The sequence below is a fragment of the Veillonella sp. genome, from assembly GCF_032470285.1.
GTDB lineage: Bacteria > Bacillota > Negativicutes > Veillonellales > Veillonellaceae > Veillonella.
Genome location: NZ_JAWEKP010000002.1, coordinates 44,267 through 60,838 on the forward strand (window position 1 = coordinate 44,267; position 16,572 = coordinate 60,838).

Here is a 16,572-nt window from a genome sequence, read left to right on the forward strand (position 1 = left end):
AAAAGGGGAAATTGTATGATTTATACCATTACCTTTAATCCAGCTCTCGATTATATCGTGCGCCTTGATCACCTCAAGACGGGTACTATTAATCGCACCATCCAAGAATACGTTCTCGGTGGTGGCAAAGGTATCAACGTATCTATCGTGCTCAACAATCTTGGCATGGATACGACAGCACTCGGCTTCATCGCAGGGTTTACAGGCGAAGAAATCGTAACACAACTCAAGAAATTCGGCGTGAAAGAAGATTTCATCCGGCTTCGCGAAGGATTAACCCGCATCAATGTTAAGGTAAAAGCCTCTGATGAGGAAACAGAGATTAATGGCCGCGGCCCAATCATTGCTACCGACGAATTAGAAGCTCTATACAAACAGCTTGATGCGTTGACCGAAAAGGACACCTTAATCCTTGCTGGCAGCATTCCTTCTAGCCTACCAAGCGATATGTACGAACTCATTATGGAGCGCTTACAACATAAAAATATTCGCATCGTAGTCGATGCTACAAAGGATCTACTCACAAAAGTCTTGCCTTATAAACCATTTTTAATTAAGCCAAATAATCACGAGCTTAGTGAAATCTTTGGGCGCACTTTATCTACAAAAGATCAGCTTGTAGAAGCAGCAAAAACATTGCAAGAGAAAGGCGCACAACACGTGCTCATCTCCATGGCTGGTGATGGTGCTATTTTGGTGTCCGCTGACGGCACTGTATATACCAGTCCTGCCCCTAAAGGAACTCTCGTGAATTCCGTGGGTGCTGGCGACTCCATGGTAGCCGGCTTTATTACGGGCTATGAAAAGACGGGTGACTTACAAGAGGCGCTCTATTGGGGTATCTCCAGTGGCTCTGCCTCCGCTTACTCTGAAAACCTCGCAACCCTTGAAGAAGTAGAAACACTGCTTTCACAAGTACGAGTTAAATAGTTTTATATTTTATGTGCATCAAGGAGTACACATATGAAAATCACTGATCTATTAAAACCTCAATCTATCCTACTGAATGCAGATCCTGTCACAAAAGCTGACGCCATTTACACCTTAGGTGAATTGATGGACAAAGGAGGCTATTTGACAGACAAGGCAGAATATTTAAAAGCTGTCTTCGCTCGTGAAGAGTCTGGTTCTACAGGCCTTGGCGACGGTATTGCCACACCACATGCTAAATCTGCAGGAGTAAAAGAACCAGGCCTCGCCGCTATGGTTGTACCTAATGGGGTAGACTTTGAAGCATTAGATGGTCAACCTTCTCGCCTATTCTTCATGATTGCGGCTCCAGAAGGCGCCGCTGACACTCATGTTGAGGTATTGAGCAAACTAGCAACTATGGTGATTGACCCAGACTTCAAAGAAGCCCTAATTCAAGCGGCTACTGTTGATCGATTCTTAGAGCTCATTACAGCTAAAGAAGAAGGAAACTTTGACCCATCCGTAGAAGGATATATCAAACCAGCAGAGGATCAAAAAGCAACCAGCATTACCGATGCTATCGAAGCAAAGGCTACAGAAGCAATTGAAAAGGTAGCACCTAAGATTTCTGTAGATAACCCGCATTATGATGTACTTGCTGTTACTGGCTGCCCTACAGGCATTGCACATACCTATATGGCGGCTGAATCTTTAGAACGCAAAGCTAAAGAAATGGGTGTTTCTTTAAAAGTAGAAAAGAATGGTGCATCTGGTGTTAAAGACGCTCTTACAGCAGAAGAAATCGAGCACGCTAAATGCATTATCGTAGCTTCTGACCGTCAAGTAGAGATGGCACGCTTTGATGGCAAACCTATGATTCAAACTAAGGTTGCGAACGGCATCAATAAAGCGGAAGAGTTATTGCGTGAAGCTATGGCTGGTACAGCACCTGTATACCATGCTTCCCCATCTGACAAAAATGGTGCAGTGGCTGCATTCGATGCGGCAGATAACTTTGGTCGTCAAATCTACAAACATTTGATGAATGGTGTCTCCCACATGTTGCCATTCGTTATCGGTGGCGGTATCTTAATTGCCCTTGCCTTTTTATTCGATGTATTCGACCCAGCAAATCCTAAAAACTTTGGTTCCGGTACACCTCTTGCAGCTTTCTTAATGCAAATCGGTGGCGCTTCCTTTGGCTTCATGTTACCCGTATTAGCGGGTTACATCGCTATGAGTATTGCGGACCGTCCAGGTCTTGTAGCTGGTTTTGTTGGAGGCTTATTAGCTAACCAAGGTGGCTCTGGTTTCCTAGGTGCATTGATTGCCGGTTTCGCAGCAGGTTATTTGGTATTATTAGTTAAGAAATTAGTATCTGGTTTACCTCAAGCCTTAGAAGGTACAAAACCGGTTCTCTTCTACCCTGTGCTTGGCGTATTATTCATTGGTATCGCCATTACCTTTATCATCAATCCTCCTGTATCCGCACTTAACCACTGGTTGATGGACTCCTTGCAATCCATGGGCACAACGAGCCGCGTATTGTTAGGTCTTATCTTTGGTGCTATGATGTCCGTTGACATGGGCGGCCCTGTAAACAAAGCGGCTTATGTTATCGGTACTGGTGCTCTTGCAACTGGCGAATACGGTATTATGGCGGCTGTCATGGCAGGCGGTATGGTTCCTCCATTGGCAATCGCTCTTTGTACTACATTCTTCCCTAGCCGCTTCACAGAGGCTGAACGTAAATCTGGTATCACAAACTACATCATGGGCCTTTCCTTCATCACAGAAGGTGCCATCCCATTTGCAGCAGCCGATCCAGTTCGCGTATTACCAGCTTGTATTATCGGTGCTGGTACAGCCGGTGCGTTATCCATGTTCTTCGAATGCACACTACGCGCTCCACACGGCGGCATTTTTGTAGTACCAACAATTGGTAATCCACTACTATACCTTGCGTCCATCGCAATCGGTTCCGTTGTGGCTTGCTTTATCTTAGCACTTGTAAAGCCAAGCTTAAAAAATAGTATCACAAAATAAATCATTAAAATTAACCATCAATTATAGCTTATATATGATTGATTGATGGCTGATAATTGTTGATTGTTTATGATGAGTTTCGACGATTAGCAGTTAGTAACTAATAGTTAACATTTAGCGACTAATTGATTAATGACTCTTATCGATGGTGAAAGCTGGTGTCACACCAGTAGATATAGTAAAAGGACTAGAATATACGTATTCTGAACTGACCTAAAATTGGACACAATTTTGGAACAACAATTCAGAAGTATACGTGATCTAGTCCTTTTCTGATATTCAAAAATAATTAATATTATTTTATATTTTATAATCTAGACTACTTTCAAAAGTGGAAGCAAGTCCTCAAAATTGTACAATCACATCGATTTATGTTAAACTATATAAATATTAATAAACTTTAAAATTATAAACTATTATTAGAAATCTAGTTCGGAGAGCTAATTCATGAAATCATCCAAAAATTGTAAGGTCACTGCTGCATTTCTTGCTGCAGCTGCATTGGGTGGTGTTGCCCATGCAGAGCCTACACTTAACATGAATGATTTAGTAGGTACGAGTACCAGTGCTGAATCAACGACACAGAGTCCTACAAGTGTAGCAACTCCAGTCGTGAAACCAATTGCAACTCAGCCAGTCTTACCAGCTACACCACAACCGGCCACCGTTGTACAACAACAAACACCACCGATGGCACAACCTCAACCATCCTACGTGATGCAACCAGCAACGGTTAGCCCTGTACAAACTCAACAAGTTACACCATTGCAATCAGTACCGCAACAAGTAGTACCAATGCAATCTCAACAACAGGTTCAAACTCAACCTCAGTATGTTGTCAATAAAGATACAAAAACTGTCATGGAGCCTACATTAGCAATGCACAGTTTGATAAATGTACAACGAAAAACTGAACCTGTTACTGTAGAGAAACCAGTGGATGGTAAGCAACAAGTACAAACTACACAAGTAGAGCGTACGCCTGTTGTTATTCAACAAGAATCCATAGCTCCATTAACTGTATCAAATACTACAGTAACAAAAGCCGTAGTAGCAAAACAGAGGCTTACGATTCGAGATATTCAACGAGCTGAGCGTGAGCGTCTAGCTCAACTAGCCGCTGAAGAAGCATCCCAACAAGAAAATTTATCACAAGCTGATCAACAACAACTTGCTCAAAAGCAAGCTGAAGCACAACGGCAAGCCGCACTACAATCACAACAACAAGCAGAAGCCCAACGGCAAGCAGCTTTGCAGGCGGAACAAGAACGTGTGGTAGCTCAACAAGCAGAGGCTCAACGCCAAGCGGCTTTACGTGCTGAGCAGGAACGTATTGCGGCCCAACAAGCTGAGCAAGCGCGTATTGCAGAAGAACGTCGTCAAGCGGCAGAGCTGGAACGCATTCGTATCCAAGAGGAACAACGCCGTATTGCTGAGCAACAGGCGGAACAAGAGCGTATCGCTGCTCAACAAGCTGAAGCTCAACGTCAAGCGGCTATTAGAGCGGAACAAGAACGTATCGCCGCTCAACAAGCCGAAGCGCAACGTCAAGCCGCTATTAAAGCAGAACAAGAACGTATCGCCGCTCAACAAGCCGAAGCGCAACGTCAAGCCGCTATTAGAGCGGAACAAGAACGTCTTGCCGCTCAACAAGCCGAAGCGCAACGCCAAGCAGCTATTAAAGCTGAACAAGAACGCATCGCTGCTCAACAAGCCGAGGCGCAACGTCAAGCGGCTATTAAAGCAGAGCAAGAACGTATCGCCGCTCAACAAGCAGAGGCTGAACGCCAAGCCGCTATTAGAGCCGAGCAAGAACGTATCGCCGCTCAACAAGCCGAAGCGCAACGTCAAGCCGCTATTAGAGCGGAACAAGAACGTCTTGCCGCTCAACAAGCCGAAGTGCAACGCCAAGCAGCTATTAAAGCTGAACAAGAACGTATCGCCGCTCAACAAGCAGAAGCGCAACGGCAAGCCGCTATTAAAGCTGAACAAGAACGTATCGCTGCTCAACAAGCTGAGGCTGAACGCCAAGCCGCTTTAAAAGCTGAACAAGAGCGTATTGCCACTCAACAGGCTGAAGCTCAACGCCAAGCAGCTATTAAAGCTGAACAAGAACGTATCGCCGCTCAACAAGCTGAGGCGCAACGGCAAGCCGCTATTAAAGCAGAACAAGAACGTATCGCCGCTCAGCAAGCCGAAGCGCAACGCCAAGCAGCTATTAAAGCTGAACAAGAGCGTATTGCCGCTCAACGGGCTGAAGCTCAACGCCAAGCAGCTTTAAAAGCTGAACGTGAGCGTATCCTCGCTCAACAGGCTGAAGAAGAACGCTTAGCGGCTGAAGAAGCAGCTCGCCAACGTGCTGAAGCCGCCGCTAAAGCTGAAGCCGAACGACAAGCAGTTATTAGAGCAGAACAAGAACGTATGGCAGCTCAACAGGCTGAAGCTCAACGCCAAGCAGCTATTAAAGCAGAACAAGAACGTATCGCCGCACAACAGGCTGAATCTCAACGGCAAGCAGCTTTAAAAGCTGAACAAGAGCGTATCGCGGCCGAGAAAGCTAAAGCTGAACGCGAAGCCGCTATAAAAGCGGAGCAAGAACGTATTGCTGCTAAACAAGCGGAACTTGCAAGACAAGCTGTGATCCAAGAAGAACAAGAACGTTTAGCTGCTGAACAACTAGCAAAAGAAGAAGCGGCAGCTGCAGCTAAAGCTCAGGCTGAAGCAGAGGCAAAAGCTAAAGCAGAAGCAGACGCTGCTGCTAAAGCTCGGGCTGAAGCAGAGGCAAAAGCTAAAGCAGAAGCAGACGCTGCTGCTAAAGCGCAAGCTGAAGCAGAGGCAAAAGCTAAAGCAGAAGTAGATGCTGCTGCTAAAGCTCAGGCTGAAGCCGAGGCTAAGGCTAAAGCTCAATCTGAAGCCGAAGCAAAAGCTAAATCTGACGCAGAGACTAAACAGGTTCAAGAAAGTAAATTACCGCAATCTTATGTAAACGCTCGTAATGAAGCTTCCACAAAGGGCTCTACTGTTACAGAAGAGAAAAATATTCTCTCCCAACCAATTGAACCCCCATTGCAAGCTGATGCGTCTGCAAAGATTAGTCTTGCTTTCGACGCGAAAAATTATGAATCCATGTCTACCACAGTAGATAATAAGGAAATTAAATATCGCGCCTTCGAGTATATCCCTTACGTGGCTAATCCAATCGACATAGATCAGCAATACATGAACATTTATGTACCAGAGGAATATTTCAACAACGGTACAATCAATGGTTACAATACCCAAACAGCCCCTATCTTCATGCCAAATGCAGTAGGTGGTTACATGCCGAGCCAAGCTATGACGCCTAAGGTGGAAAATGGAAAACCTAACAGTGTTCTTTACGCATTATCCCGTGGTTATGTAGTAGCTTCCCCATCTACTCGTGGTCGTACCAATAAAGCTTCCGATGGCAACTTCATCGGTAAGGCCCCGGCAGTAATCGTTGACTTACAAGCGGCTACAGCCTACTTACACGCTAACGATTCCGCTATGCCAGGTAATGCAAACCGCATTATCACAAATGGTACAAGTGCAGGCGGTGGTGTATCCTTGTTACAAGGTGCAACTGGTAACAGTTCCGACTTCCAACCATATTTACAAGCATTAGGTGCAGCTACAGCGGCAACTAATGTATACGCAGTATCTGCGTATGCCCCTATCACTAACCTTGATGCGGCTGATATGGCTTACGAATGGAGCTATAATGGTATCACATCCTTTAACAAAGTAACTATGGGCCAAGGCGAATTACCACAAGCTAATGTAGGTGGCAACTCTGCTCCACCACAACGCACGATGCAACGTGTAAACTTGAATGCAGACGATCTATCATACTCTAAAATGCTCAGCGAACACTTCCCTGATTACGTAAATAACTTACAATTACGTGACTCTCTAGGTCGTGTACTAAAACTTGACAAGAACGGTAACGGTACTTTCAAAAATTATGTAAAAGAATTTATTGTTGCTGCCGCTAATAAAGCAGCAGCTAAAGGTACTGATTTATCCAAGCATACATACCTTGTACGAGATAATAAAACAGGAACTATCAAAGACATAAACTGGGAAGCATATAACCACTTTGTAAGTCGCTCAAAAGCGCCTGGTGCCTTTGACTCTCGTGCTAATGATACAGGTGAAAACAATCTATTTGGTACAAGTACTACAGATAATAATCACTTTACCATTACTGCTGCATTACACGATTCAACAGCTAACCAAGATGTATACGTAGAAAATGCTAAGATCGTTACTATGATGAACCCAATGAACTATCTTGGTTCTCCTGCTGCGACAAATGCACGATTCTATCGTATTCGTTATGGCACAGCCGACAGTAATACATCTGTTGCAATTCCTTTAATCGTAGGTACACGTGCTCAAAACCTTGGGTACAGAGTAGATATGGCAACACCATTTAATGTAGATCACTCTGGTGACTACGATTTAGAAGAATTATTCAACTGGATGGATAATATCGTTAAAAACGGTAGATAATTACAATTAAATACATACCAAAATACTAAAGGAGCTACCCAGTAGCTCCTTTTTCATATACAATTATAAATTTTCTTGTGTTTTCAATTATAAATGTTATTGTGAAAGTTCCTCTCCGACTATGAATAATCTGCACCATTATTTAATCAGTACATCACCCTATTATAATAATAAAAGAATTCAATCAAAAAAGGATGCCCCCTGTAAAATACAGAGGGCATCTGAGTGTCTGAGCCAATAAATACTATGTATCCAAAAAATCGATGCATAGTACTAAGCAAGAGACTACTTAATTATATTAAGGTAAAAGCAATTATTATGCTTTCACCATGATAGGTGATTACACTTCAGGGAATAAAGCTGTAGATAAGTAGCGTTCGCCTGTATCAGGGAGAATTACTACAATATTTTTACCTTTATTTTCAGGGCGTTTTGCCAATTCTTGAGCCGCCCAAAGCGCAGCACCAGAGGAAATACCTACCAATACGCCTTCTGTGTGACCAAAAGCTTGAGATGTAGCAAAAGCATCCTCGTTAGAAACTTGGATTACTTCATCGTAAATGTTAGTATCCAATGTATCTGGAATGAAGCCAGCACCTAAGCCTTGGATTTTATGAGGGCCTGGTTTACCATTAGATAATACAGGAGAATCTGCTGGTTCTACGGCAACCACATGTACATCAGGGTTTTGTTCTTTTAAGTAACGACCTGCACCTGTCAACGTACCGCCTGTACCAACACCAGATACGTAGATATCTACGGTACCATCAGTATCTTGCCAGATTTCAGGGCCAGTTGTTCTGTAGTGAATTGCAGGATTAGCTTGATTTACGAACTGACCTGCTTCAATAGCACCAGCTGTAGCCGTTACGATTTCCTTAGCTTTTGCAATAGCGCCTTTCATACCAAGAGAACCGTCAGTCAATACGAGCTGAGCGCCATAACCAAGCATTAATTTACGGCGTTCAATGGACATTGTTTCAGGCATTACGATTACAACTTTATAGCCAAGCGCAGCACCTACAGCAGATAAGCCAATACCTGTATTACCAGATGTAGCTTCTACAATTGTACCACCTGGTTGTAATTCACCAGACTCAACAGCCGCTTGAATGATTGCTGCTGCGATACGATCTTTTACAGATCCACCTGGGTTAAAGTATTCCAATTTAGCAAAAATATTTGCTTCTGCACCAAATTTAGCACCAAAACGTGTAGCTGCCAATAATGGTGTTTTACCGATTAATTCAACAAAAGATTTAGCAATTTTAGACATAGTGGTCACTCCTTAATTAAATAGAACCATCCCAATTATCATATTTTGTATCAAGTTTAGCGTAAGTCCCATCAATTACATCTTGTAGGGTTACGTTTTCTAAATAATCATGAATATAGTTTTGTAAGCCTGCCCAGAAACCAACGGTGCGTTCGTTGATTACTGTATCAGTACTCACCCCTTCATCAAGAGTAGATATGATAGCCATCGATTCCTCAGTAGCAAGCAATATTTCAATAATTGTGTACTCCTTAGGGCTTTTAGACAATCGATATCCGCCGTATTTACCGCGGATACTATCCACTAGGTTAGCAGCGCCTAAACGAGCTACGATACCTTCTAGGTATTTTTCAGATATGCCTTGTCGTTCTGCCACAGATCGCAAGGAAACTGGTTTATCTTGCCCTTGCTCTGCCAAATCGATGAGAACCATCAATGCATAACGACCTTTTGTGGAAATCCTCATATATCTTGCCTTTCTTTGTAAACGTTAGTGTTAAACACACCCATATTAAAAAGTGCTTATATTATATTTATAAAGCTATTTATAAAACCTTTCACATTAATAGGAATTAATTTCATTATAGACCACTCACTATAAAAATGCAAGAACTTATTTCCTACTTTTATAAAGGGATATTAACAACACAAAAGGACCAGCCCGAAGGCCAGTCCTTTTGCGTATAGTTTGTAGTTTGTTATATGAGGTTTACCATGATGAATTGGAGAGGGTTCATCTGGTATTGGGACTTACCGTATCGTCAGGAAAACGATGCGCGCCCGTGTTTATGTCATTTGAGGAGTTATCTAGATTACTCTAGCATTTAAGTATAAGTTTCTTAATTAGATTTTACCTACAAGATCAAGACCTGGTTTCAAAGTGTCTTTACCTGGCTTCCAACGTGCAGGGCACACTTGATCGCCATGTTTAGCTACGAATTGAGCAGCTTGTACTTTGCGAACCAATTCTTCAGCGGAACGGCCGATACCCATATCATGAATTTCTGCTGTACGCACGAAGCCTTCTGGATCTACTACGAATGTACCACGGTAAGCCATAGCAGATTCTTCTTGGAATACATCGAAGAAGTCAGCCAATTCATGTTTTTTGTCAGCTAACATGTAGTACTCGATTTTATTGATGCTTGGAGAAGCATCAGACCATGCTTTGTGAACGAATTCGGAGTCACAAGATACGGAGTAAACTTCGCAACCCAATTCTTTCAACTCTGCATAAGAGTTTTGTACGTCTTCCAACTCAGTAGGGCATACGAATGTAAAGTCTGCTGGATAGAATACGAATACAGACCATTTACCCAACACGTCTGCAGTGCTAACTTTTACCAATTCAGGTTTTTTGAAAGCATCAAGTGTAAATTCAGGAAGTTGTTTACCAATAATAGACATGTTATGTCCTCCTTATTTGAGTTCCATATTTAACGAATATATTTATATTGGTGTACTTAACACCATATCTATATCTATCTTTGTCTATATAATAACAAATATCATTCAATATTGCAAGCGTTATTTTTAAATTTATCGATATATTTTCCCAACTTTTTTCAATGTAAGCAAAAAAAGAAGAAAGATGCTCATTTCTGAGCACCTTTCTTTTTTTTACGTACTACAATAGACTTACTGTTCACAGTAGCGTGATCAAAAGCGATTAAATCCGCTATATTAGCAAGCCCTCTTCGTGCTATGTGACCAGTTGTAGATTGTTCTTTTCCCGATTTACCATATACAAACTGCTCTAGTTTGAGTGCAGCTAATATAAATAAACCTATAATAGATAAAACAGATCCCATCGTTTTAATCTATTTCTTAAGTTCTAAGATTGCATCTACGAAACCACGGAATAATGGATGTGCATTATTTGGGCGAGATTTAAGTTCTGGATGTGCTTGTGTACCAATAAAGAATGGATGATTTTTTACTTCAATACTTTCAACAAGACGGCCATCTGGAGATGTACCTGAAATCACAAGACCTGCATCGGTCAATTGTTGACGGTATTCATTGTTGAACTCATAGCGATGACGATGACGTTCATAAATCAAATCTTCCCCATAAGCCTCGTGAGTTTTCGTACCTGCTTCTACTTTGCATGGATAGATACCTAAACGCATTGTACCGCCTTTTTTATCTACATCAACTTGATCACTCATCAAGTCAATTACTTTGTACTTAGCATTTTCATCGAATTCGCTAGAGGTTGCTCCTTCCATGCCACATACGTTACGAGCAAATTCCATTACTGCAGATTGCATGCCAAGGCATAGGCCAAGATATGGAATATTGTTTTCACGAGCGTATTGGATTGTGCGAATTTTACCTTCTACACCACGGGAACCAAAGCCACCAGGCACGATGATACCTTCAACACCTTCAAATACCTCTTTAGGATCTACAGAAGTATCATCAAGTTCTTCAGAGTCAATCCAACGAATATTCACTTTAGTACCTGTAGCAATACCAGCATGATCTAGAGCTTCAACTACGGATAAATACGCATCATGCAACGCTACATATTTACCAACGATAGCAACTGTAATATCTTTATTAGGATTCAAGATCTTATGAACCATTTCTTTCCATGCAGTCATATCACATGGACGATCTTCAAGACCTAACTTTTTGATAACAATATCATCAAGACCTTGATCTTGCATCATCAATGGCACTTCATAGATAGAGCTACAAGTTTGATTTTCAATAACTGCTTCAGGTTCTACGTCGCAGAACAAAGCAAGTTTTTCTTTCATATCATCAGAGATATGTTTCTCACTACGACATACCAAAATATCTGGTTGAATACCAATGCTACGCAATTCTTTTACACTATGTTGTGTAGGTTTTGTTTTCAACTCGCCTGCGGCATTGATGTAAGGCACTAACGTAACGTGAATGTAAAGTACATCGTTACGGCCTACTTCTTTTTTCACCTGGCGAATAGCTTCCATAAATGGCAAGCTTTCAATATCACCTACAGTACCGCCGATTTCAGTGATAACTACATCAGCATTATCCTCTTTACCTACACGGTAAACATTTTGTTTAATTTCATTTGTAATATGTGGAATTACTTGTACAGTGCTACCTAGGTAATCACCTTTGCGTTCTTTATTGATTACAGACCAATATACTTTACCAGCTGTAATATTAGAACGTTTGCTAAGGTTAATATCGATAAAGCGTTCATAATGCCCCAAATCAAGGTCCGTTTCGGCGCCGTCATCTGTTACGAATACTTCACCATGTTGGTAAGGGCTCATCGTACCAGGATCGATATTAATGTATGGATCAAATTTTTGAATCGTTACATTGAAACCGCGGTTTTTTAGTAAGCGACCCAAAGATGCTGCTGTAATCCCCTTTCCAAGAGAAGAAACAACGCCGCCAGTTACGAAAATATACTTAGTTGCCATGATGCCTCCCACCTATTACATTTTTTCCGGAGCGGAAATACCTAAAATACCCAAGCCTTGACGAAGAACGAGGGCAATCGCTGTGATTAATCCAAGACGAGCTTGTTGCAACGCTGGATCTACGCCAATGATACGACCTTGACGGTAGAATGAATGGAACATGCTTGCCAAATCGTATAAGTACCGAGCAATACGATGAGGTGCACGATGTTCAGCAGCTTGAACGACCTCTTCCGGATATTCAGCTAATTTCTTAATTAATTCTAATTCCATTTCACTTGTAAGTGTTGTGAAATCAGTTTCACTATAATCGCCAAATGCGATGCCAGCTTCACGCACTTGGTTGTAAATGCTGTGAATACGAGCATGAGCATATTGGATATAATACACCGGGTTGTCATTACTGCGAGATTTTGCCAAGTTAATATCGAAATCAAGTTGGCTGTCTAAGGAACGCATCAAGAAGAAATAGCGAGACGCATCTACGCCAACCTCTTCAATCAATTCATCTAATGTAACGCTATCACCACTACGTTTAGACAATTTAACAAGTTGTCCGTCACGGAACAATGCTACCATTTGTAATAACAATACTGTTAATTTATCAGGGTCATAACCAAATGCCGCCATAGCCGCTTTTACACGACATACATAGCCATGATGGTCAGCGCCCCAAATATCAATCATTTCTTTAAAGCCACGATCAAATTTATTGCGATGATACGCAATATCTGCCGCCAAATATGTAGGAACCCCATTATCACGAATAACTACGCGGTCTTTATCATCACCATAATCAGTAGATTTTAACCATAAAGCACCGTTTTTTTCATAAACTTTGCCAAGGGCCTTTAATGCCTCTACGGAATGATGAATCTCATCCGTTTCATGAACTGTACGTTCAGAGAACCAATTATCAAAAGTAACGCGGAAGTTTCTTAATGTTTCCTCTAAGCGAGCTAATTTTTCTTTTAAGCCCTCTTCCTTAAACAAGGCTACACGATCTGCTTCGTTCATAGCATTTAATTTATCAAAGCCTTCGCGTTCTGCAATCGCTTTCGCTGTTTCAATAATATCTGGGCCACGATAGCCATTTTCAGGGAACACTAAAGCCCCTTCTGGAATATCGAACTCAGGCATAGAACCGTCTTCATTGCGTTTAGGTGGGAATACTAATGTAGCACCTTGTAACTCTTGGAAACGGTACTCAATGGAAATAGCCATGTTGTCGATTTGATTACCTGCATCATTGATATAGTACTCGGATTGTACATTATAACCCGCTGCACGCAACAAGTTTACAAGAGCACTACCGTACGCAGCACCGCGACCATGACCAACATGCAATGGACCTGTTGGGTTTGCACTTACGTACTCTACTTGAATCGTATCGCGCGCACGCAATGGTTGAACACCATACTCAGTACCAGCATTCAAAATGGCTTTTAACGTATCGTACACCATATCAGATTTCAAAAAGAAATTAATAAAACCTGCGCCGGCAACCTCAGCACGTTCAAGCCAATCAAAATTCATATGACTAATCAAAGCTTCAGCAATGGCTCGAGGATTTTGACGAGCTACACGAGCGGATTGCATAGCGATGTTTGTAGAAAAATCACCGAATTCCTTTTGAGGTGGCACTTCGAGAACGATTTCTGGATATTCCCCAGCCGGCAAATCACCGCTGTTAATCGTATCTTGTAATGCCTGTTCAATCCCCGATTTCAGGATTTCCTTCATGTCCATGCTCTATATCCTCCCGCACGTCTATATCTAACTGATTATAAAATTGCCATTCACCTTCGACGGAAATATCATATCCTAAATGAACATGACCTACGCCATCATGAAAGTCTACTGTTAATTCATGAGTATTTACAGCCATATGTAAATCACCATATGGTGTTTCATATACGGCTTCACGTTCTTCACCACGGACGTATTGATGACGCATATTGACAGCCCCTGTTCGGAGCAACACGATAGAATCATCATGAATTTTAATGGTCGTCTTAACCCCATCCAATCCAGTCACACTAGATTCTTCATAACGCACATATTGAGCATTACCTTTTTCATGTGACGTACCTGGGGAAATCAGTTCCACTACGGTATCCTTGCCATCCATATCTCGTTGTACACTCTTTACGGACACTAGAACCCGCTTCATTTTCAACCTCCATGGTAGTAATTAATCATCATATTATACCATAATCAAGGACTATTTTGCACCCTTAATGAGTCCCAATTTCTTAGTCTTCGTCATCCGTTTAATAGCATATTCTCTGCGTTGTGCTTCTTGTTTTTGATGAAAGCTTTCAGAATATACCAAGGTCACAGGACGACGTCCTCGCGTATATTTTGCACCACCTGGGATATCTCCATTGTGAGCATCTATTCGACGTTTGAGATCTGTAGTCCATCCACAATACAAAGAATCATCTGCACATCGCACCAAGTACACATAGTGCCGTTCTTCAGACTTAGCATCCTTATTTGCCATTTTTCGCATCATCAGTGATTGGTTCCAATGTGATAGAATTGATAATTACTGGTTCAACTGGTTTATCATTGCGACCAGTCTTAACCTTGCCAATTTTTTCAACTACATCCATACCTTGTACTACAGTACCAAAGATGGTGTGTTTATTATCTAACCAATCCGTAGGTCCCAAGGTAATGAAAAATTGAGAGCCTCCTGTATTAGGGCCACGGTTTGCCATGGCAAGAACGCCCATTTTATTGAAATGTAAATCATTGGAGAATTCATCAGGAATTGTATAGCCCGGTCCACCGGCACCTGTGCCATCAGGATCTCCACCTTGAATCATAAAGCCTTCGATAACGCGGTGAAATGTTACACCATTGTAGAAGCCTTTTTTCACGAGATAATCAAAATTTTTGACCGTAATCGGCGCTTTAGACCCTAACAAACGAACCTTAAATTGACCATAGTTTGTATCAAAAATAGCATATTCATCTGCAATTGGCGCATTCGTAAAATTAGGCATCGCCACAGTTTCTGCTTTCACAGTATTACCTTGTGGTTGCTCCCCAGTTTTGGTACTACATGCTGTTGTACTAAGTACTGTAATCCCCAACATTGCGCATAAAGCCAAGCGTTTCCAGTTCATATGTCCCCCAAAATACTAATATTATATTTAACTAAATGTAGATTTAAAATTTACATAGAAAAACCGCTCAACCCATGAGCGGCTCTTTTTTAGTATATCATATTATGGCACTATTGAGATTAAAAATATAAAAAAATAATATAACAACAAAAAACAGAGCTTCAAAGGAGCTCTGTTTTTGTAGGCCTCAACTAATCACTTAGTTAATTCGATTATTTAGAGTCAAATTGGTCTGGAGTTGTATTATTATAAGACTCAATATAATTATTGAAATTCTCAATCATGTCGTTAAGATTGTTTTCATTTGCATCAGTAAGTACTTGACGTACAGAACCAACTACAGAGTTATAAGAGTTAACAAGCACTTCTCCACGATCATTATTTATGCTCTTAAGCAATGTTTGAATTTCATTAAGTTCTTTTTCTACAGCTTGTTTATCTGCATTTTTAGGAGCTTTTTCTACATTTTCTACAAGAGTAGTCAAGCGAAGCGTAGATTCCATTGCTGCTGCATAGCCTTTTTTACCGTCTTTTTTCAATTTTTCGATTTGTTTCTTAGTTTGTTCGGTGTTAGCTTTGTTAAGAGCATCATTGAACTTCGCATAAGCTGCATCAAATTTTTCTACTTGTGCTACATATTTAGCTGCTAGTTCTTTACCTTTAGCACCACCATCGTTCATGTAGGCTTTAGAATCATCATAAGCTTTCAAATCTTTGAATGTTGGTACTAATTCATTAAGAACATTTAATACATTATCGCGTTCTGTATCAACTTCTTTGAACGTAGAACCCTCTTTTTTAGATTGTTCCAAAGCTTCTTTTAAAGTATCATAGTGAGGTTGACGGCCAATAGCACCTTCTTGGAAACCACCCTTTAATTTAGCCAAACTGTCTGCATAGTTTTGACCCCAAGTAGCATTGTCACCATTGAAGCGATTTGTTGCATCAATAAGTGTATTAAGCTTAGCAGCTGCTTTCTCATCGCTACCGCCATCAACTACGGAGGATACTACGGAGCCAATGCCACCCGCTTTATCACTGCCGCAACCAGAAACAAATAAACCAGCTGTCAATGCTGCTACACAAAGTAAAGTTGAAAATAATCTGCGTTTATTGTTCATATCTTCTCTTCTCCTTTTAACACATGAATATTGAACTAAGCGCATTATACTAACTATACTACACCAATTCTGTAGCCACAGCTACAAAAACAAATCTTCATATAAGCTTCACC

The 16,572-nt window shown here is 41.3% G+C and carries 13 protein-coding genes; 3 read left to right on the forward strand and 10 right to left on the reverse strand.

The genetic code is table 11. The annotated features are described in order from the left end of the window. Window positions 1–15 precede the first annotated feature (15 nt). The 3 genes from pfkB to E7B10_RS02790 all read left to right on the forward strand — a co-directional run bounded on the left by pfkB (window position 16) and on the right by E7B10_RS02790 (window position 7,494). Window positions 16–930, forward strand: a complete 915-nt coding sequence (gene pfkB, locus E7B10_RS02780; protein WP_004695028.1) for a 1-phosphofructokinase — start codon at window positions 16–18, stop codon at window positions 928–930. 33 nt (window positions 931–963) lie between these two features. Further along, a complete protein-coding gene (locus E7B10_RS02785) occupies window positions 964–2,958 on the forward strand; it encodes a fructose-specific PTS transporter subunit EIIC (RefSeq protein WP_004695026.1) in 1,995 nt (664 codons plus the stop codon). A gap of 447 nt (window positions 2,959–3,405) precedes the next feature. Continuing rightward, the gene (locus tag E7B10_RS02790) at window positions 3,406–7,494 is read left to right on the forward strand and encodes a subtype B tannase (RefSeq protein WP_287510581.1); all 4,089 of its coding nucleotides are present in this window, start codon (window positions 3,406–3,408) and stop codon (window positions 7,492–7,494) included. Between the two features lie 340 nt (window positions 7,495–7,834). Here the strand turns inward: E7B10_RS02790 and cysK are convergent, their stop codons facing one another. From cysK to E7B10_RS02840, 10 genes are all read right to left on the reverse strand, one after another. Continuing rightward, window positions 7,835–8,770, reverse strand: a complete 936-nt coding sequence (cysK, locus tag E7B10_RS02795) for a cysteine synthase A (protein WP_278457218.1) — start codon at window positions 8,768–8,770, stop codon at window positions 7,835–7,837. 16 nt (window positions 8,771–8,786) lie between these two features. Continuing rightward, entirely contained in the window at window positions 8,787–9,236 is a 450-nt protein-coding gene (locus E7B10_RS02800) for an Rrf2 family transcriptional regulator (RefSeq protein WP_004698292.1), read from the reverse strand. Between the two features lie 377 nt (window positions 9,237–9,613). Then, window positions 9,614–10,177 (reverse strand): alkyl hydroperoxide reductase subunit C, encoded by a 564-nt coding sequence (ahpC, locus tag E7B10_RS02805; RefSeq protein WP_004695016.1) that lies wholly within the window; start codon window positions 10,175–10,177, stop codon window positions 9,614–9,616. A gap of 188 nt (window positions 10,178–10,365) precedes the next feature. Next, the gene (locus tag E7B10_RS02810) at window positions 10,366–10,581 is read right to left on the reverse strand and encodes a hypothetical protein (RefSeq protein WP_101928487.1); all 216 of its coding nucleotides are present in this window, start codon (window positions 10,579–10,581) and stop codon (window positions 10,366–10,368) included. Between the two features lie 9 nt (window positions 10,582–10,590). Continuing rightward, the gene (locus tag E7B10_RS02815) at window positions 10,591–12,201 is read right to left on the reverse strand and encodes a CTP synthase (protein ID WP_004695015.1); all 1,611 of its coding nucleotides are present in this window, start codon (window positions 12,199–12,201) and stop codon (window positions 10,591–10,593) included. A gap of 15 nt (window positions 12,202–12,216) precedes the next feature. Next, entirely contained in the window at window positions 12,217–13,950 is a 1,734-nt protein-coding gene (gene argS / locus E7B10_RS02820; RefSeq protein ID WP_004698104.1) for an arginine--tRNA ligase, read from the reverse strand. Then, the gene (locus E7B10_RS02825; RefSeq protein ID WP_004695011.1) at window positions 13,916–14,374 is read right to left on the reverse strand and encodes a DUF1934 domain-containing protein; all 459 of its coding nucleotides are present in this window, start codon (window positions 14,372–14,374) and stop codon (window positions 13,916–13,918) included. The genes argS and E7B10_RS02825 overlap by 35 nt, the downstream gene beginning before the upstream one ends. A 51-nt stretch (window positions 14,375–14,425) precedes the next feature. After that, a complete protein-coding gene (locus E7B10_RS02830) occupies window positions 14,426–14,707 on the reverse strand; it encodes a GIY-YIG nuclease family protein (protein ID WP_105087148.1) in 282 nt (93 codons plus the stop codon). Beyond that, window positions 14,697–15,338 (reverse strand): peptidylprolyl isomerase, encoded by a 642-nt coding sequence (locus tag E7B10_RS02835; protein WP_105087149.1) that lies wholly within the window; start codon window positions 15,336–15,338, stop codon window positions 14,697–14,699. The genes E7B10_RS02830 and E7B10_RS02835 overlap by 11 nt, the downstream gene beginning before the upstream one ends. 212 nt (window positions 15,339–15,550) lie before the next feature. Continuing rightward, window positions 15,551–16,459, reverse strand: a complete 909-nt coding sequence (locus E7B10_RS02840; protein WP_038125684.1) for a DUF3829 domain-containing protein — start codon at window positions 16,457–16,459, stop codon at window positions 15,551–15,553. Window positions 16,460–16,572: the final 113 nt, after the last annotated feature.

Coding starts and splice junctions, on each gene's coding strand:
- ahpC (WP_004695016.1), bottom strand. CDS start 10,177: ATGTCTATTATTGGTAAACAACTTCCTGAATTTACACTTGATGCTTTC.
- E7B10_RS02785 (WP_004695026.1), top strand. CDS start 964: ATGAAAATCACTGATCTATTAAAACCTCAATCTATCCTACTGAATGCA.
- E7B10_RS02800 (WP_004698292.1), bottom strand. CDS start 9,236: ATGAGGATTTCCACAAAAGGTCGTTATGCATTGATGGTTCTCATCGAT.
- E7B10_RS02825 (WP_004695011.1), bottom strand. CDS start 14,374: ATGAAGCGGGTTCTAGTGTCCGTAAAGAGTGTACAACGAGATATGGAT.
- cysK (WP_278457218.1), bottom strand. CDS start 8,770: ATGTCTAAAATTGCTAAATCTTTTGTTGAATTAATCGGTAAAACACCA.
- pfkB (WP_004695028.1), top strand. CDS start 16: ATGATTTATACCATTACCTTTAATCCAGCTCTCGATTATATCGTGCGC.
- E7B10_RS02815 (WP_004695015.1), bottom strand. CDS start 12,201: ATGGCAACTAAGTATATTTTCGTAACTGGCGGCGTTGTTTCTTCTCTT.
- E7B10_RS02840 (WP_038125684.1), bottom strand. CDS start 16,459: ATGAACAATAAACGCAGATTATTTTCAACTTTACTTTGTGTAGCAGCA.
- E7B10_RS02790 (WP_287510581.1), top strand. CDS start 3,406: ATGAAATCATCCAAAAATTGTAAGGTCACTGCTGCATTTCTTGCTGCA.
- E7B10_RS02830 (WP_105087148.1), bottom strand. CDS start 14,707: ATGGCAAATAAGGATGCTAAGTCTGAAGAACGGCACTATGTGTACTTG.
- E7B10_RS02835 (WP_105087149.1), bottom strand. CDS start 15,338: ATGAACTGGAAACGCTTGGCTTTATGCGCAATGTTGGGGATTACAGTA.
- E7B10_RS02810 (WP_101928487.1), bottom strand. CDS start 10,581: ATGGGATCTGTTTTATCTATTATAGGTTTATTTATATTAGCTGCACTC.
- argS (WP_004698104.1), bottom strand. CDS start 13,950: ATGGACATGAAGGAAATCCTGAAATCGGGGATTGAACAGGCATTACAA.